The organism is Halomonas sp. M4R1S46, assembly GCF_025725685.1.
In the GTDB taxonomy this organism is placed as follows: Bacteria; Pseudomonadota; Gammaproteobacteria; order Pseudomonadales; family Halomonadaceae; genus Halomonas.
Map to the genome: position 1 here is coordinate 1,848,483 of NZ_CP107008.1, position 18,390 is coordinate 1,866,872.

The following is an 18,390-nucleotide window of genomic DNA, read 5'->3' on the forward strand; positions in this document are numbered from 1 at the left end:
CGAGGTGAGCCATGCGGGATTTCCTCAAGCGCCTGCCCAAGGCCGAACTGCACCTGCACATCGAGGGAACCCTCGAGCCGGAACTGATGATGGCGCTGGCCGAGCGCAACGGCGTGTCGCTGCCCTACGGCTCGGTGGAGGCGATACGCGCCGCCTACGACTTCACCGACCTGCAGTCCTTCCTCGATCTCTACTTCCAGGGCATGAGCGTGCTGCGCACCGCCCAGGACTTCGAGGACCTGGCGATGGCCTACTTCCGGCGGGCCCACGACGAGGGGGTGGTGCACGTGGAGATGCACGTCGACCCCCAGGCCCACCTGGCCCGGGGGGTGGCGCTGACCACGGTGATGGAGGGACTGGGCCGGGCCAGACGCCGGGCCGAGCGTGAGCTCGACCTGTCCACGGCGATGATCATGGCGTTCCTGCGCGACCGGCCCGGCGACGAGGCCCTGAGGCTGCTGGAAGAGGCCGCCCCCTACTGGGAGACCCTGGACGCCGTGGGCCTCGACAGCGCCGAGCTCGGCAATCCCCCGGCGAAGTTCGCCGAGGTGTTCCAGCGGGCCAGGGCCCTGGGCCTGGCCCGGGTCGCCCATGCCGGCGAGGAGGGGCCACCCGACTACATCCTCGAGGCCCTGGACAGCCTGGATGTCTGCCGCATCGACCACGGCGTGCGTTGCCTCGAGGATCCGACCCTGGTCGAGCGGTTGCGCGAGGAGGCCATGGTGTTGACCGTCTGTCCGCTCTCCAACCTGCGCCTCAAGGTGGTCGAGCGCATGGAGGACCACCCCCTCCCGCGGCTGCTGGAGGCCGGGCTGACCCTGACCCTCAACTCCGACGATCCCGCCTACTTCGGCGGCGGCCTGCTGGACAACTTCCTGGCCTGTCGCCGCGCCTTCGGCTGGTCCCGGGAGGTCTTCCTCGACCTGGCCGGCAATGCCATCGAGGCGGCCTTCATGCCCGAGGCGCGCCGCACCGAGCTGCGTCGCCGCCTCGCGGCCTGCCGCTGAGCCCCGTCACCCCAAGCCCCGGCGTCAGCCGAACTCAGCCAAAAAAGGGGCGACCCGTTGCCGGGTCGCCCAAGGTCTACACCCCAACTTGCGCGTGGATCAGGCGTCGACGGGCGTCGTCGCCTGCGTCATGCGGGAGTCCCGGCGATGCACGCAGCGGCCGTCCGCCCAGGTGGCCAGCACGGCCCGGTCGTCGCCGAGCATCATCAGCGCGAACAGGCGCTCGGCCAGGGTCCGGCAATGGGCGGTGCGCCGGGCCAGCAGCGGGGTGGCCTCGGGATCGAGGACCACGATGTCGGCCTCGCCTCCCTCGCGCAGCCGGCCGACCTGGCCGTCCAGGTGCAGCGCCCGGGCATTGCCCAGCGTCAGGCGGTAAAAGCCCTGCCAGGCGGTCAGCGGCTGGCCGAGCAGCTGGCCGACCTGATAGGCGGCCTTGAGGGTGGCCAGGCCCGAGAGGTCGGTGCCGCCGCCCACGTCGCTGGCCAGGCTGGTGGCGAGTCCTGCCTCCCGGCAGGCCTGGCGGTCGAACAGGCCGCTGCCCAGGAAGAGGTTGGAGGTGGGGCAGAAGGCGATGTTGGCCCCGGCCGCGGCCAGCCGCTGGCGCATTCCCTGGTCCAGGTGGATGCCATGGGCGAAGGTGCTGCGCGGGCCCACCAGGCCGTAGCGCTCGTAGACCGCCAAGTAGTCCTCGCATTCCGGGAACAGCTCGGCCACCCAGGCGATCTCGCCCGGGTTCTCGGACAGGTGCGTCTGCAGGTGGAGGTCGGGGGCATTGCGCAGCACGGCGCCGGTGGCCTCGAGCTGCTCACGGGTCGAGGTGGGGGCGAAGCGTGGCGTCAGGCTGTAGCCCAGGCGCCCCTTGCCGTGCCAGTCACCGATCAGCCGCTCGCTGTCGCGCAGCCCGCCCAGGGTATCGTCCACCAGGGCCTGTGGCGCATGGCGGTCCATCAGCACCTTGCCGGCGAGCATGCGCAGGCCACGGCGCCGGGCGGCCGCGAAGAAGGCATCCACCGAGCCCGGGTGGGAGGTGCAGAATACCTGGGCGGTGGTGGTGCCGGCCCGCAGCGACTCGTCGAGGAAGGCCTCGGCCACGGCCTCCGCATGGGCGCGCTCGGCGAAGCGGCACTCCTCGGGGAAGGTGTAGTCGTTGAGCCAGTCGAGCAGCTGGCGGCCGTAGGACGCCATGATGTCGAGCTGCGCATAGTGCACGTGGCTGTCGATGAAGCCCGGCAGCATCAGCTTGCCCGAGTAGTCCACCACCTCGATGCCCGCCGGCAGGTGGGGCGCCAGGGCGGCGTAGTCGGCGACGGCACGGATATGCCCGTCGACCAGCCAGAGGGCGCCGTCCTCCAGGTAGCGCACGCTGTCCGGCACCGGGGTGTCGCCATCGCCGGGATCGGCGTCGAAGCTCAGCAGGGGGCCGCGCAGGACGCGCATATGGGAACGTGGGTCGGTCATGGGACTCTCCTAATGGGCGCCGGCTCGACCGACGCTGCGTCATTCCAGAGTTCATTGCCAATTGCCGAGCGAGATGAGCGCCGGGGACAAGGCGCAGCGAGGGTCTTTTGCCATGGGCGAGGCGGAAAGAGAAGAACATCCGGTGAATGTTCTTCCCGCCGAGCGGGTTGGCCACGGATGGCCAACCCAGGCCCTGCAAGCGGCGCAGGATGCGTTAGCGCCGCAGGGCAAAAGTAGCGCCCAGGGATGGATTCACAGCGCCCTCGCGTAGGCTCATCTCCGGTGCCAGGCATTGAACGAAGCTCTCAGTCGCGTGAAGGGGAAAAGGTCTCGCGCAGGGTCTCGGGGGACACGCCGCGGCGGTCCTGGTGCTCGCTCTCGGGCTTGAGGGTCAGCAGCTCCGCGGCCACCGCCAGGGCGATCTCGTAGGGGCGCTTGCCCTGGGCGCCCGGGACCCCGATGGGGCAGCGCACCGTCGCCAGCGCCGTCTCCCCGTGCCCCGCCTCCGCCAGACGGCGGCGGAAGCTCGCCCACTTGCTCTGCGAGCCGATCAGGCCGATGGAGGCGCAGTCGCCGCGGCGCAGCAGGGCATCGACCAGGGCCCGGTCCTCGGCGTGGTCATGGGTCATCACCAGGGCATGGCAGCCCGCGGGCAGGCTGTCCACGGCGGCCGCGACCTGCGGGCCCTCGGTGCCTGCGGCGATCCGCTGGCGGCGCACACGCACCTCCGTGGCCCCCTCCGCCGGGAAGGCTTCCTCGCGGCTGTCGAACCACAGGATGCGCCAGGGCAGCGGCGCGAGCACCTCGACCAGCGCCTGGCCCACGTGGCCGGCGCCGAACAGCGCCACGGTCATCTCGGCGCCGGCGAACAGCTCGATCAGCACGTGCACGTAGCCGCCGCAGCACTGGCCGGAGCGCCCGCCCAGGGGAAAGGCCTCCAGCCGCGTGCCGGCGTCCCCCCGGGCCAGCGCCTCCCGGGCCGTCTCGATCACCTGCAGCTCGAAGGTGCCGCCGCCCAGGGTGTCGTGGACGGCATCCGGGGTGATCACCATCTTGGCGCCGGGCTCCCGGGGCGTGGAGCCCGCCACCCCCACGACGCTGGCCAGCGCATGGGGGCGGGCCTCGCGCTGCAGGCGATCGAGGGCCGCGTGCCAGGGCTCAGGCCGGTGCATGGTCGGGCCTCGCCTGGGGTGCGTCCTGGGTCCGGCGCAGCGCCTCGGCGACCATCAGCACCCGTTCCGGGGTGGCCGGGGTGTCCAGCGGCGGGCTCACCCGGTAGTCGGCGAGGCTCGCCAGGGCATCGCGCAGCGCCGACCACACCGAGATGCCGAGCATGAAGGGCGGCTCGCCCACGGCCTTGGAGCGGTAGATGCTGGCCCGGGAGTTGGGGTGCCCTTGCAGCAGGTCGACGTTGAAGGTCGGCGGCAGGTCACCGAAGGCCGGGATCTTGTAGGTGGCCGGGCCGTCGGAGACCAGCCGGCCGGCGTCGTTCCACTTGAGCTCCTCGCTGGTCAGCCAGCCCATGCCCTGGATGAAGGCGCCCTCGATCTGGCCGATGTCGATGGCCGGGTTCAGGGAGTCGCCGACGTCGTGGAGGATGTCGGCACGGCTCAGCCGGTACTCGCCGGACAGGGTGTCCACCTCCACCTCGGCCACGGCGGCGCCGTGAGCATAGTAGTAGAAGGGGCGGCCACGTCCGGTGGCGCGGTCGTAGTGGATCAGCGGGGTGGCATAGAAGCCCTTCTCGGACAGCGAGACCCGCGCCATGTAGGCCGCCTGGACCAGCTCGCCCCAGGGGATGCGCCGCTCCGCCTCGCCGATGCCGGCCACCAGGTGGCCGTCCTCCAGGCGCATGGCCTCGCGGTCGAGCCCGCCGGCCTCGCGGTCGAAGTGCGCGGCGGCGAAGTCGAACAGCCGCTCGCGCAGCTTGCTGGCCGCATCCCGGGCCGCCTGGCCGTTGAGGTCGGCGCCGCTGGAGGCGGCGGTGGGCGAGGTGTTGGGCACCTTGTCGGTGCGGGTGGCGCTGATCCGCACCCGCTCCAGGTCGAGGCCCAGTTCCCGGGCCACCACCTGGCAGACCTTGGTGTGCAGGCCCTGGCCCATCTCGGTGCCGCCGTGGTTGATCATCACGCTGCCGTCGGTGTAGACGAGCAGCAGGGCGCCGGCCTGGTTGAGGTGCTGGACGGTGAAGGAGATGCCGAACTTCACCGGGGTCAGCGCCAGGCCCTTCTTGATGATCGGGCTTTGCGCATTGAAGGCGGTGATCGCTCGCCGGCGCGCCCAGTAGTCGCTGCTGGCCTCGAGCTGGGCGACGATGTCACGCAGCAGCGAGAGCTGCTCGACCCGCTGGCCGTAGTGGGTGACGTCGCGGGGCGTGCCATCCGGGTCCTTCTCGCGATAGAGGTTGCGTTGGCGGATGGTCAGCGGGTCCTCGCCCAGGTGCCGGGCGATGTCGTCCATGGCCCGCTCGATGATCATCATGCCCTGGGGGCCGCCGAAGCCGCGGAAGGCGGTGTTCGAGGCCTTGTGGGTCCGGGCCCGCTGGCCGGTGACCCGGGCGGCGCCCAGCGAGTAGGCGTTGTCGGCGTGGAACATGGCGCGGTCGACGATGGCGTCGGAGAGGTCCGGCGAGTAGCCGCAGTCGCCGATCACCGTGATCTCGCCGCCGGCCAGCACGCCCCGGTCGTCGAAGCCGAGCCGGTAGCGGTTGTGGAAGGGGTGGCGCTTGCCGGTGGCGCGGCTGTCCTCGGCGCGCGGCAGGCGGATCCTGGTGGCCCGGCCGGTGCGCCGGGCGATGATGGCGGCGATGCAGGCCCAGGGCGAGGCCTGGGTCTCCTTGCCGCCGAAGCCGCCGCCCATGCGGCGCATCTCCATGGTCACCGCGTGGAAGGGAATGCCCAGCACCTCGGCGACCAGCTTCTGGGTCTCGCTGGGGTGCTGGTTGGAGGTGTAGACCATCACCCCCTCGTCCTCGGTGGGCTGGACCAGGCAGGCCTGACCCTCCAGGTAGAAGTGCTCCTGGCCGCCGACGAACTGCTCGCCCTCGAGGACGTGGGGCGCGTCATGCAGGGCACGGTGCCAGTCGCCGCGCTCGTGGGTATGGGTGGGGCGCACGAAGTCGCCGCGCTCGGCGGCGGCGACCGGATCCAGGCAGGCCGGCTGCTCGTCGATCTCGACCACCGCCGCCTGGACCGCCAGGCGGGCGGCCTTGTGGCTCTCGGCGGCCACGGCGAACAGGCACTGGCCGACGTAGCTGATCTCGTCATCGGCGAACAGCGGGTCGCCGGGGAACACCGGGCCGATGTCGGTATGGCCGGGCACATCGGCGAGGGTGATGACGTCCACCACCCCCGGCGCGCTCTTGACCTTATCGAGGTCGAGGCGGGTCAGCCGGCCATGGGCCACCGGCGACAGGCCCAGGGCCACGTGCAGGGTATCGGCGGGGCTCGGGATATCGTCGATGTAGGCGGCCCGGCCGGTGACATGCTTGACGGCGCTCTCGTGGGCGCGGGAGCTGCCGGCCCCCCCCTGGGGGTCGACGGTCTCCCGCGCCAGGGGCGCGTCCCCCTGGTTGCGCCGGGTCTTGTCACGGGGCAGGTCGAGGTCAGTGAGCGTACGCATCGAGGGTCACCTTGGTCGCAGGGGTGTTGTTATCGGCGTCGTTGGCAGCCGGCTGGGCCTCGATCATCAGGCGCAGCCGCTCGAGCAGGTTGCCGGCGGCGAGGCGACGGTAGTCGGCGCTGCCGCGCACATCGGACATCGGGGTCAGCTCCTCGGCCAAGGCAGCGCGGGCGGCGGCGAAGGCCTCGGCGTCGGGGGCGCGGCCCTCCAGGGCGGCCTCGGCGGCCGGCGCCCGGCGCGGGATCGCCGCCATGCCGCCGAAGGCCAGGTGGACATCGCGCATCACGCCATCCTCGAGGCGCCAGGCGAAGGCCGCCAGCACCGCCGAGATGTCGTCCTCTCGACGCTTCGACAGCTTCCAGACCTTGAGATTCGCCTCCGTGGCCGGGCGCGGCAGGAAGATCGCGGCGATGAACTCGTCCTCGGCCAGCGCCGTGCGCTTGTAGTCGAGGAAGAACTCCGCCAGCGGCAGTTCCCGCTCGCCCCGCGGGCCGTCCAGCCGCAGCCGGGCATCGAGGGCCAGCAGCACCGGCGGGGTGTCGCCGATCGGCGAGGCATTGGCGATGTTGCCGCCGAGGGTGGCGCGGTTGCGGATCTGCGACGAGGCGAAGCGGTGCATCAGGTGCTCGAAGGCCGGGTAATGTTCGGCCAGCAGCGGGGTCAGGCGGGCCAGGGTCACGGCGGCGCCGATCCACCAGCCCTCGGCGGTCTCCTCGACGGCGTTCAGCTCGGCGACCTGGCGGACATCGATGATGTCGTCCAGCGTCTTGAGCTGCTGGGTGGCCTCGAGCCACAGGTCGGTGCCGCCGGCCACCAGGCGGGCGCCGGGGCGCCTGGCCTTGAGGGCGCGCAGGGCGGCCAGGTCCTGGGGGGCCACGTAGTGGCCGGCGGCCCCGGGGGCGCCGTCGGCGGGGCGACGCAGCCAGGCGACGTTGCTGGCCAGCATGGGGTCCTCGGCCCATTCGGGTTCGGCCGCCGGGTAGTCGCCCATGCTGAGGGCGGCGTCGCGGATCGGCCGGTATCCGGTGCAGCGGCACAGGTTGCCGCCGAGGGCCTCCTCGAGGCGCGCCTGGGTCAGCGGGGCGGGGCGGCGGCGCTGGTTCTCGTAGAGGGTGAACAGCGACATCACGATGCCCGGCGTGCAGAAGCCGCACTGGCTGCCGTGGCAGTCGACCATGGCCGCCTGGGCGGGATGCAGCCGCTCGCCCCGGGCCAGGCCCTCCACGGTCACCAGGTGGCAGCCCTCGAGCTGGTGGGCGGGGGTGATGCAGGCGTTGGCGTTGTGGTAGACGAGCTCGCCGGAGGCGTCCGGCTCGCCGATGGCCACGGTACAGGCCCCGCAGTCACCGGAGGCGCAGCCCTCCTTGGTGCCGGTCTGGCCCAGTGTCGTGCGCAGCAGCTCGAGGATGCTGGTGTCGGCGCTCACGTCGGTGCAGCGCTGACGCCTGCCGTTGAGATAGAAGTCGATCATGGCCGGCTCCGTTTGTGGTTGTGTTGGCCGAAGGAGAAGGGGATGAGTTGATTCTTGACCATTCGGTCAGCTTTGACAAGTTTCCCCCGCACTTTTTTTGCCGGCAGGCGTCCCGGATTGCCTTGTGGGGCGCCTCTCAGGCAAGCTTTAGGAGCCTGCCGGACGTAACACTGATCTGCTGTAAATCCCGGACTTTCGGCCAACTTTATTCGATCCATGTCGTTAAATAGCGCGCTATTCGCCTCAATCGATCGATAAATTTGACTCAGAATCCGGGATTCTCGTGACGATCGGTCACCCCCGGCAGGCTCCAAGCGCGAAACGACCGTTTTGACAGCAGCGAGGGCCCATGGCCAAGGCAGAACATCCCAGCGAGCAGGAAGGCGGCGCCATCCGCCGGCGCAACGAGCGCGCGATCCTGGCGGCGGCGGAGCGGGTCTTCGCCCGCCATGGCTACCGGGGGACCAGCCTCCAGGCGATCGCCGAGCAGGCGGGCCTGCCCAAGTCCAATGTCCTCTATTACATGGGCAGCAAGCGCAAGCTCTATGTCCGCCTGCTCGAGCGGATGATGGAGCGCTGGAACGCCATGCTCGACGACATCTCGCCGGAGGACGACCCGGCCGAGGTGCTCGCGGCCTTCATCCGTTCCAAGATGCAGATATCGCGCCGCCATCCCGAGGGCTCGCGGCTGTTCGCCAGCGAGATCCTCGGCGGGGCGCCCTTCCTGCAGGAGTACCTGAGCGGCGAGCTGCGCGACTGGGTGCAGAGCCGGGCCGCGGTGTTCCGGGAGTGGGCCGACCGGGGGCTGATGGATCCGGTCGACCCGGTCTGGCTGATCTTCCTGATCTGGTCCTCCACCCAGCACTACGCCGACTTCGAGGCCCAGGTGCTGGGCATCACCGGACGCGAGGCGCTGAGCGACGACGACCTGGAGCACATCACCGACTTCCTGACCCGGGTGGTCATCAAGGGCTGTGGCGTCCGCCATCCCGATCGGGTGGCCGCGCCGCAGGGTCAGCAGGTCCATTCCTGATCCGGCCCGGGCGGCGAGAGGAAGCCCCGCCGCCCGGGCCGGTCGCCGTCCGCGCCTACTGGGCGGTGAGCAGCATCAGCACCGACAGCGCCGCGGAGACCCACATCGCCGGCTTGATCTCGCCGATCCGCCCGGTCGCGGCCTTGATCAGCACGAAGCTCATGAAGCCGAAGGCGATGCCGAGGGTTATCGAGTAGGTCAGCGGCATCAGGATGATGGCCAGGAAGGCCGGCAGGGCCTGATCGAAGTGCTGCCAGTCGATCTTGCCGATGGGCGCCATCATGAACAGCCCCACCAGCACCAGGGCCGGGGCGGTGGCGATGCCGGGGACCAGCGACAGCAGCGGCGAGAGGAACAGGAAGGGCAGGAAGAGCAGGGCGATGACCACGGCCACCAGGCCGGTGCGCCCGCCCTGGGCCACCCCGGCGCCGGACTCGATGAAGGTCTGGGCGGCGCTGGTGCCGAGCGGCGCGGCGATCATCGAGGCGAAGGCATCCACGGTCATGGAGCGCTTCAGGTGGCGCGGGTTGCCGTCCTTGTCCTTGAGGTTGGCGGATTCCGACAGGGCCATGAAGCAGGACAGCGCATCGAAGAAGTTGGTGAACAGCATCACGAAGATGAACGGCAGGTAGGCCACCTTGAGGGCGCCGACGATATCGACCTGCATCACGGCGCCGAAGTCCGGCCAGGCGGCCAGGCCGTTCCAGGCGACCATCACCTCGTCGCCCCACAACCGGCCCATGGGGGCGGCCAGCAGGGTGGTCAGGGCGATGCCCATGATCAGGGCGCCGTTGAAGCGCAGGATCACGAACACCCCGGTGGCCACCAGGCCGAGGAAGAAGGTCGCGAGACTCGTGTCCATGTTGCCCAGGGTGACCAGGGTGGCGTCGCTGCCGACGATGAAGCCGGCGTTCTGCAGGCCGATGAAGGTGATGAAGAGCCCGATGCCGCAGGTGATGGCGTAGCGCAGCGACAGCGGGATGGCCTCGATGATCGCCTTGCGCACGTTGAACATCGCCAGCACCGCGAACATCACCCCGGACCAGAAGACGCAGCCCAGGGCCACTTGCCAGGTCAGGCCGGCCCCCAGCACCAGCGTATAGGTGAACAGGGCGTTCATGCCCATGCCCGGCGCCACCAGGATCGGGTTGCGGGCATAGAGCCCCATGGCCAGGCTGCTCATGAAGCTGATCAGCACCGTGGCCGAGAGGGCGGCGGAGAAGGGGATGCCGGCGTCGGAGAGCACGGCCGGGTTGACCACGATGATGTACATGCCGGCGAGGAAGCTGGCGATGCCGGCGAGTATCTCGGTCTTGAGGGTGGAGCCGCGGCGGCTGACGCCGAACCAGGTGTCCAGCCACGGAGCCGGAGCGGCCTGCGGGACATCGCCCGCCGTGACGTCCGCGGGGCGGGCAGAGGAGGAATGTTGCATGCGTCTTACCTTTGTTGTTGGTCGGCATGGAGACGGAATGCCAAAACCTGACCTTTTGGTCAGATTGTCGGCGTTTCAAGACTAGTCAACAAGACGGCAACTAGGCAACAGTCAGAGTGATTTTTGTATACGATTAAGCAGGTGCCGATGCGCCACCATGGGAGACCGATGCCACCATGACCGATGAGGAAACCCCGTTGACGGCCCTGCCCATCGATGCCCGCCTGGCCGAGATCCGCCAGGCCCTGGCCGACCAGGCCCGGGCATTGCTGGTGGCCGAGCCCGGGGCCGGCAAGACCACCCGCGTGCCTTTGGCGCTGCTGGACGAGACCTGGTGCCGGGGCGGACGGCTCTTGCTGCTGGAACCGCGCCGCGTCGCCGCGCGACTGGCCGCCGGTTTCATGGCGGAAAGCCGGGGGGAGACGGTCGGCGAGACGGTGGGCTATCGCATGCGCGGCGACTCCCGGGTGGGCCCGGCCACGCGCCTGGAGGTGGTGACCCAGGGCGTGCTGACGCGCATGCTCCAGGACGACCCGCTGCTCGAGGGCGTGGCGGGGATCATCTTCGACGAGTTCCACGAGCGCAGCCTGGAGGCCGACCTGGGGCTGGCGCTGGCCCTGGATGCCCAGTCGGTGCGCGAGGACCTGCGCCTGCTGGTGATGTCGGCGACCCTGGATGTCGCCGCGCTCACCGCCGTGCTCGGTGAGGCCACGCCGGTGATCGACTGTCCGGGGCGACAGCATCCGGTCGAGACCCGTTATCGGCCAGCCCGGAGCCGGGACGACGCGGCCCGCCACCAGGCGGCGGTGGTGGCCGAGGCCCTGGCGGCGGACGACGGCGACGCCCTGGTGATCCTGCCCGGCGTCGGCGAGATCCGCCGGCTGGCCCGGGAGCTGTCGACACGGGCCCCGCACCTGGCGGTGATGGAGCTGCACGGCCGGCTGCCCCTGGCGGCCCAGCGCCGGGCGCTGCGGCCGGACCCGCAGGGGCGGCGCCGGGTGGTGCTGGCCACCGCCATCGCCGAGTCCAGCGTGACCGTGGACGGGGTGCGGCTGGTCATCGATGCCGGCCGCGAGCGCCTGCCGGTGTTCCGGCCGCGTACCGGCCTGACGCGGCTGGAGACCCGGCGCGTCAACCGGGCCAGCGCCGAGCAGCGCCGCGGCCGGGCCGGTCGCCAGGGCCCCGGCGTCTGCTATCGGCTATGGGCCGAGGAGCAGCCGCTGGCCCCGGACCGCGAGCCGGAGATCCGCCAGGCCGACCTGGCGCCGCTGGCCTTCGAACTGGCGCGCTGGGGGATCACCGACCCCGCGGCGCTGACCTGGGTCTCGCCGCCTCCCGCGGCGCCCCTCGCCGCCGGGCGTGCGCTGCTCGCGCGCCTGGGCATGCTGGACGCCGAGCATCGGCTGACCGCGCTGGGCCGGGCCTGCACCCGCTGGCCCACCCATCCGCGGCTGGCGGTGATGCTCGAGCGGGCCTTCGAGCTGTCGGCGCAGGGCCTGGCCTGTGGCCTGGCGGCGCTGCTCGAGGGCCGCGACGCCGGTGACGAGCGCGACCTGGCCGCCACACTCGAGCGCCGCTTCGCCGCCCCCGGCGAGGATCGTCGCTGGCAGCGTAATGCCAGGCGGCTGGCGAGCCGCATGGGCTGCCGGCTCGAGGCGCCGAGCCTGGCCCCGCTCGGCGAGTTGCTGGCCCTGGCCTGGCCCGAGCGCATCGCCCAGCGCCTCGCGCCCGGGCGCTTCCGGCTGGCCGGTGGCGGCCAGGCGACCCTGCCCGCCGATCATCCGCTGGCCCACGTCGAGCTGCTGGTGGCGGTGTCGCTGGACGGCGAGGCCGGGGGCGGGCGCATCTTCCGCGCCGCCGCCCTGGATCCCGCACGGCTGCCGGGGTTGCATGCCGAGGCCGGCGAGTGGCGGGATCATCTGGAGTGGTCCGATGAGCAGGGTCGCCTGGAGGGGGAGCGTCGCCGGGGGCTCGGCGCGGTGGTCCTCGAGCGGCGGCCGCTGGGCGAGCTGCCGCCGGAGGCGGTGCGCCGGGCCCTGCTGGCGGCGCTGCGCCGCCGCGGCCTGCCTCTCGACGCAGCCGCCGAACAGCTGTGCGGCCGGGTGGCGCTGTTGCGTCGCGAGCTGGGCGACCCCTGGCCGGACTGGTCCGAGGCGGCGCTGCTCGATGACCTGGAGACCTGGCTCGGCCCCTACCTCGAGGGGCTGACCCGGCTCGACCAGGTGGAACGACTGCCGCTGTCGCGCATCCTGCTCGATGGCCTCGACTGGTCGCTGCGCAGCCGGCTCGACGAGCTGGCGCCGCCCCATCTGAGGGTGCCCAGCGGATCAAACGTCCGCCTGGACTACCGAGGCGAGGCGCCGGTGCTGGCGGTCAAGCTCCAGGAAGTGTTCGGCTGGCGCGAGGCGCCGCGGCTGGTGGAGGGCCGGGTGGCGCCGCTGCTGCACCTGCTGTCCCCGGCACGGCGCCCCCTGCAGGTGACGGCGGACCTGGCGAGCTTCTGGGACAACGGCTACCCGGAGGTGCGCAAGGACATGCGCGGCCGTTACCCCAAGCATCCCTGGCCGGAGGATCCCTGGTCGGCCCAGGCCACGGCGCGGACCAAGGCCAGGCGCTAGGCCCGGCGACCGCCGGGCACGCGATCCGGTATCATCGGGAACCCATGCTGGATCCGGATCGACACGCCATGACCACAACCGATGCCTGTCCCTGCGGCAGCGGACGCCCGCTGGCCGACTGCTGCGGCCCCTACCACGCCGGTCGGCCGGCGCCGACGCCGGAGGCGCTGATGCGCTCGCGCTACAGCGCCTTTGCCCTGGGGCTCACCGACTACCTGCTGGCGACCTGGGATCCCGATCACCGGCCCGAGAGCCTGGCGCCCGATGACGCCACCCGCTGGGTGCGTCTGGAGATCCTCGACCATGAACGCACTGGCGACAGGGGCCGGGTGCATTTCCGTGCCACCTTCCGTGAGGGACGGCGCTGGGGCGTGCTGGAAGAACGCTCCCGCTTTCGCCGCGAGGCGGGGCACTGGCGCTACGTGGACGGTGAGCCCTCGGTAACGCGCCTCAAGCCAGGGCGCAACGATCCCTGCCCCTGCGGCAGCGGCAGGAAGGGCAAGGCCTGCTGCGTGAAAGGCTAACCCCTCGACTATAGAAGAAGTGGTAAAATGATTTTCCTCATTGTACCGAGCATTGCGTATCGATGTGTGTCGTAAGGAGCATCCAAGGATGTCGGAAAACCGACCTTCCTATGAGCGAATAAAGGAGCATTTGCTCAAGGAAATAGAAAGCGGAGCCTTTTCCCCAGGTGACCGAATTCCCGCCGAAAATCGACTGGCCAAGGAGTTTGGCGTTAGCCGAATGACGGCCAATAAGGCCATCCGAGACCTGGTGCAGCGTGGCGTCTTGATGCGGCGTACGGGGTCCGGGACCTATGTCGTCGAGCGCAAGGCCGAGTCCTCGCTGTTCGACATCCGAAATATCGCCGACGAGATCCGAAATCGGGGAGGTCATCATACTAGTCGCGTCATCCAGTTGAAGGAGGTGCCTGCCAGCGAGCATGTCGCCGTCTACCTTGGTGTCAAGACCGGGACCCTGGTGTTCTACTCCGAGCTCGTACATATGGAAGACGGTGTGCCACTGCAACTGGAACGACGTCATGTCAACCCACGCGTGGCCCCCGACTATCTCGAACAGGATTTCGAGAAAAATACCCCAAATGCTGTGCTCGTCGCCCGTTATCCCGTCACGGATATCGAGAACGTAGTGGAGTCCGTTTCTCCCACGCAAGAGGAGGCCGAACTGCTGGATATTCCGCTCAATGAGTCCTGCCTCCTCGTGGTGCGTCGCACCTGGTCGGGGGAAAATCTGATCAGCTATACCCAACTGCTCCACCCTGGCACCCGCTACAAGCTGAACGCTTCCCTGCATTCCGCAGGGCTCTGATTCCTCGCCTATACCCCTCCTCCCCGCCATGGACGGACACCAGTTCTGGTCATGGCGTTCTATTCCTTCTCTCCAGTCTTGCCCTTCAAGCCGCCTGGCACGTTTCGTGCCTGGCGGCTGTGTCGATGTCATCGGGATCGTTAGATGTGTATATACATATTATACCTTCCTTGGCACCCTTCTGAGGATCTGTCGTTATACTTTGGTCTATATCCATTATTTTTTAACCTTTTAAAATCAGTGAGATGCGGTATATCCGATGGTGGAGCTGTCAACTGGGTGTTTGACGGACTTGGGACGGGCGCATAGATATGTATATACATATTTGAGGCGGTGATTCGCTTCTGGCGACTCCAGCCCCGATACCCGAGGCCCCAGCAAGGCCCGAATGCCCCTGCACTCGAGAGGATTTCGGCATGTCCCACACCGACAAGCGTCACGACCCCAACCGCTGCATCGCCGCGCCCACCGGCAGTGAGCTGTCCTGCAAGAGCTGGCTCACCGAGGCGCCGCTGCGCATGCTGATGAACAACCTTCACCCGGACGTCGCCGAGCGCCCCGAGGACCTGGTGGTCTACGGCGGCATCGGTCGTGCCGCCCGGGACTGGGAGTGCTTCGACAAGATCGTCGAGACCCTCCAGCGCCTGGAGGACCACCAGTCGCTGCTGATCCAGTCCGGCAAGCCGGTGGCCGTCTTCGAGACCCACAAGGACGCCCCGCGGGTGCTGATCGCCAACTCCAACCTGGTGCCGGCCTGGGCCAACTGGGAGCACTTCAACGAGCTGGATAAGAAAGGCCTGATGATGTATGGCCAGATGACCGCCGGCTCCTGGATCTACATCGGCTCCCAGGGCATCGTCCAGGGCACCTACGAGACCTTCGTCGAGGCCGGCCGCCAGCACTACGACGGCGACCTCAAGGGCCGCTGGATCCTCACCGCCGGCCTCGGCGGCATGGGCGGCGCCCAGCCGCTGGCCGCGACTCTCGCCGGCGCCTGCTCGCTGAACATCGAGTGCCAGCAGTCGAGCCTCGACTTCCGCCTGCGCACCCGCTACCTGGACGAGCAGGCCGACGACCTGGACGATGCCCTGGCCCGCCTCGAGCGCTACACCGCCGAGGGCAAGGCGATCTCCATCGGTCTGTGCGCCAACGCCGCCGATGTGCTCCCGGAACTCGTGCGCCGTGGGGTGAAGCCGGATATGGTCACCGACCAGACCAGCGCCCACGACCCGCTGCACGGCTACCTGCCGTCCGGCTGGACCTGGGACGACTACGTCGAGCGCGGCAAGTCCCAGCCCGAGGCCACCGTCGAGGCCGCCAAGCGGTCCATGGCGGTGCACGTCCAGGCCATGCTCGACTTCCAGAAGATGGGCGTGCCGACCTTCGACTACGGCAACAACATCCGCCAGATGGCCCAGGAAGAGGGCGTCGAGAACGCCTTCGACTTCCCCGGCTTCGTGCCGGCCTACATCCGGCCGCTGTTCTGCCAGGGCATCGGCCCCTTTCGCTGGGCGGCGCTGTCCGGCGATCCCGAGGACATCTACAAGACCGACCAGAAGGTCAAGGAACTGATCCCGGACGACGCCCACCTGCACAACTGGCTCGACATGGCTCGCGAGCGGATCGCCTTCCAGGGCCTGCCGGCACGGATCTGCTGGGTCGGCCTCAAGGACCGCGCGCGCCTGGGCCAGGCCTTCAACGAGATGTACCGCAACGGCGAGCTCAAGGCGCCGGTGGTGATCGGCCGCGACCACCTGGACTCCGGCTCGGTGGCCAGCCCCAACCGCGAGACCGAGGCGATGCAGGACGGCTCCGACGCCGTGTCCGACTGGCCGCTGCTCAACGCCCTGCTCAACACCGCCGGCGGCGCCACCTGGGTGTCGCTGCACCACGGCGGCGGCGTGGGCATGGGCTATTCCCAGCACGCCGGGGTGGTGATCGTCGCCGACGGCACCGATGACGCCCATGCCCGCCTGGGCCGGGTGCTGCGCAACGACCCGGGCACCGGCGTCATGCGCCACGCCGATGCCGGCTACGACATCGCCAGGCGCTGCGCCGTGGAGAACGGCCTCGATCTGCCGATGATCCGCTCATGAACTTGCGGGCGGGATGCAGCGCCCGCCTGGCACAGGAGTCCCAGATGAAACCCTTGCAAGGCATTACCGTCCTCGACCTGTCGCGCTTCCTGGCCGGCCCCTATTGCACGGCCATGCTCGCCGACCTGGGCGCCGAGGTGATCAAGATCGAGACGCCTCATGGCGACGACAGTCGCCATATCGGTCCCTTCATCGATGGGGAGAGCGTCTACTTCGCGATGCTCAACCGGGGCAAGCGCAGCATCTGCCTGAATCTCAAGGAGGCCGATGACCTGGCACGGTTCCATGCACTATGTGCCGATGCCGATGTACTGGTGGAGAATTTCCGCCCCGGAGTGACGCGCCGCCTGGGCATCGACGAGGCCACCCTGCGCGATCGTCATCCCTCGCTGGTGTATTGCTCCATTTCCGGTTTCGGACAGACCGGGTCCATGACCAGCAAGCCGGCCTACGACATCATCGCCCAGGCCATGTCCGGGATCATGGCCGCCACCGGGCCGGAAGGCGGGCCGCCGACCCGCGTCGGTGAGTCGCTGGGGGATGTGGCGGCCGGCATGTTCGCCAGCTGGTCGATCTGTGCCGCCCTGTTCCAGCGCGAGCGTGACGCGCAACGGACCGGCTGCTACCTGGACGTGTCCATGCTGGACTGCCTCTTCTCCATGCAGGTCACCAACCTCGCGCAGTTGATGGCCCATGGCGAGGCGCCCCAGCCGGTGGGCAACCGGCACCCCCTGTCCGCCCCCTTCGACAGTTTCCAGGCCCGAAATGGCCAGGTCGTCATCGCCGTGGCCAACAACAGCCTGTTCGCCCGGCTGGCCGACTGCATGGGAGCTTCGGAGCTGGTCGACGACGAACGCTTCACCACCGACGAGCGCCGTTGTGACCATCAGGCCGAGCTGAAGGCGCGGATCGAACGCTGGACCAGCGAACTGACGGTCGCCGAGGTCTGCGAGCGGCTCGATGCGGCCGGGGTCCCCGCCTCGCCGATCTGGGACATCAAGCAGGTGGCCGATTCCCCCCATGCCCGGGAGCGGGGCCTGCTCCAGCCCTCGGGGGCCGTGCGGTCGCCCGCTCAACCCGTCTTCTTCAATGGCCGCAAGGTCGCGACCGACGAACCGGCGCCGGCGCTGGGCGCCCACAACGCAATGCTCGATGAGGAGAGCACCCATGCACTTTGATTTCACCGAAGACGAGCTGGCCTTTCAGGACGCCGCCCGTCGCGTGTCGGCCGATGTCCTCAAGGCCAATGCTGCCCGCTACGACGAGAGCCGTGACTTCTGCGCCGAGAGCCTGCGCGCCCTGGGCGAGCTCGGCTTCTGGAGCATGAACCTGCCGTCCGAGTACGGCGGCGTCGACATCAGCAGCATCGGCATGTCCCTGGCGGTGGAGGAGATCGCTTATCACTGTGCCGCCACCTGCTCGTCGTTGACGGCGCACTTTCTGGCCACCGATTCGGTACTGGTGGGAGGTACGGAAGAACAGAAGCAGGCACTGCTGCCGCAGTGTGCCGCCGGCGAGAAGCTCGGCGCCTTCGCCCTCACCGAACCCGGGGCGGGCTCGAACCCTGCCGAGATGCGGACCAAGGCCGTGCGCTGCGAGCAGGGTTGGCATATCACCGGCACCAAGCACTACATCACCAACGGCGCCTTCGCCGATTTCCTGGTCGTCTATGCCAAGACCGATGAAGACCTCGGTCACCGCGGCATCTCGGCCTTCCTGGTCGATCGCGACACCGCGGGCCTCGCGTTCTCCCAGCCCGAGAAGACACTGGGCCTGCGTGGCAGCCACATCTACGAGATCGGCATCGACTGTGTGGTGCCCGAGAGCGCCTTGCTGGGCAAGGAAGGCGCCGGATTCGCGACCGCCATGGAGGTCCTCGATCGGGGGCGTGTGGAAGTGGCGGCCATGAGCGTCGGCATCTCCCGGGCGGCCTACGACGACACCCTGGCCTGGTCCCAGGATCGCGTGGTGAGCGGCAAGCCCTTGTGTCGGCACCAGGGCATCCAGTGGATGCTGGCCGAGATGCACACCCAGCTCGAGGCCGCGAAGCTGGTGACCTACAAGGCCGCCGCCGCCCGTGACTCCGGTCAGCGTTTCAGCCTCGAGTCGGCGGTGGCCAAGCTGTTCGCATCCGAGGCCGCCGCCAAGGTCACCGACCAGGCGGTGCAGATCCACGGCGGTTACGGCTACATCGGGGATCTGCCCATCGAACGCTATTACCGGGACGCCCGGATCACGCGCATCTTCGAAGGCACCTCGGAGATCCAGAAGATCATCATCGGCCGTGCCATCACCGCCTGAGGCGTCACTGCAAGGAGTTCTCTC

Annotated in this window: 13 protein-coding genes; 8 read left to right on the forward strand and 5 right to left on the reverse strand. The window is 69.3% G+C overall.

The genetic code is table 11. The annotated features are described in order from the left end of the window. Window positions 1-11: 11 nt before the first annotated feature. Window positions 12-1,007, forward strand: a complete 996-nt coding sequence (locus tag OCT48_RS08735) for an adenosine deaminase (protein ID WP_263592306.1) — start codon at window positions 12-14, stop codon at window positions 1,005-1,007. A 99-nt stretch (window positions 1,008-1,106) separates the two neighbouring features. Here the strand turns inward: OCT48_RS08735 and guaD are convergent, their stop codons facing one another. The 4 genes from guaD to xdhA form a co-directional block, all read right to left on the reverse strand. Beyond that, window positions 1,107-2,465 (reverse strand): guanine deaminase, encoded by a 1,359-nt coding sequence (gene guaD, locus OCT48_RS08740; protein ID WP_263592307.1) that lies wholly within the window; start codon window positions 2,463-2,465, stop codon window positions 1,107-1,109. 305 nt (window positions 2,466-2,770) lie between these two features. Next, entirely contained in the window at window positions 2,771-3,637 is an 867-nt protein-coding gene (xdhC, locus tag OCT48_RS08745) for a xanthine dehydrogenase accessory protein XdhC (RefSeq protein ID WP_263592308.1), read from the reverse strand. Continuing rightward, the gene (gene xdhB / locus OCT48_RS08750) at window positions 3,624-6,086 is read right to left on the reverse strand and encodes a xanthine dehydrogenase molybdopterin binding subunit (protein ID WP_263592309.1); all 2,463 of its coding nucleotides are present in this window, start codon (window positions 6,084-6,086) and stop codon (window positions 3,624-3,626) included. Before xdhB ends, xdhC begins: the two co-directional genes overlap by 14 nt. Continuing rightward, window positions 6,070-7,557 (reverse strand): xanthine dehydrogenase small subunit, encoded by a 1,488-nt coding sequence (gene xdhA / locus OCT48_RS08755; protein ID WP_263592310.1) that lies wholly within the window; start codon window positions 7,555-7,557, stop codon window positions 6,070-6,072. Before xdhA ends, xdhB begins: the two co-directional genes overlap by 17 nt. Before the next feature lie 349 nt (window positions 7,558-7,906). Here xdhA and OCT48_RS08760 point away from each other — a divergent pair, with 349 nt between their 5' ends. After that, window positions 7,907-8,590: a TetR/AcrR family transcriptional regulator gene (locus OCT48_RS08760; protein ID WP_263592311.1), complete on the forward strand. Its 684-nt coding sequence runs from the start codon at window positions 7,907-7,909 to the stop codon at window positions 8,588-8,590. Between the two features lie 55 nt (window positions 8,591-8,645). On the opposite strand, the gene OCT48_RS08765 is transcribed toward OCT48_RS08760, so the two are convergent. After that, window positions 8,646-10,022, reverse strand: coding sequence for an NCS2 family permease (locus OCT48_RS08765; protein WP_263592312.1), 1,377 nt, complete (start codon window positions 10,020-10,022; stop codon window positions 8,646-8,648). A 176-nt stretch (window positions 10,023-10,198) separates the two neighbouring features. Here OCT48_RS08765 and hrpB point away from each other — a divergent pair, with 176 nt between their 5' ends. The 6 genes from hrpB to OCT48_RS08795 all read left to right on the forward strand — a co-directional run bounded on the left by hrpB (window position 10,199) and on the right by OCT48_RS08795 (window position 18,366). Then, entirely contained in the window at window positions 10,199-12,640 is a 2,442-nt protein-coding gene (gene hrpB / locus OCT48_RS08770) for an ATP-dependent helicase HrpB (RefSeq protein ID WP_263592313.1), read from the forward strand. Between the two features lie 68 nt (window positions 12,641-12,708). Then, complete coding sequence (locus tag OCT48_RS08775; protein WP_263592314.1) at window positions 12,709-13,164, forward strand: YchJ family protein; 456 nt, start codon at window positions 12,709-12,711, stop codon at window positions 13,162-13,164. A gap of 88 nt (window positions 13,165-13,252) precedes the next feature. Further along, complete coding sequence (gene hutC, locus OCT48_RS08780; RefSeq protein WP_263592315.1) at window positions 13,253-13,969, forward strand: histidine utilization repressor; 717 nt, start codon at window positions 13,253-13,255, stop codon at window positions 13,967-13,969. Between the two features lie 416 nt (window positions 13,970-14,385). Beyond that, window positions 14,386-16,065, forward strand: a complete 1,680-nt coding sequence (gene hutU, locus OCT48_RS08785; RefSeq protein ID WP_263592316.1) for a urocanate hydratase — start codon at window positions 14,386-14,388, stop codon at window positions 16,063-16,065. Between the two features lie 44 nt (window positions 16,066-16,109). Then, entirely contained in the window at window positions 16,110-17,243 is a 1,134-nt protein-coding gene (locus tag OCT48_RS08790) for a CaiB/BaiF CoA transferase family protein (protein ID WP_263592317.1), read from the forward strand. After that, on the forward strand, window positions 17,233-18,366 hold the full coding sequence (locus OCT48_RS08795; RefSeq protein WP_263592318.1) for an acyl-CoA dehydrogenase family protein: 1,134 nt from the start codon (window positions 17,233-17,235) through the stop codon (window positions 18,364-18,366). The genes OCT48_RS08790 and OCT48_RS08795 overlap by 11 nt, the downstream gene beginning before the upstream one ends. Window positions 18,367-18,390: the final 24 nt, after the last annotated feature.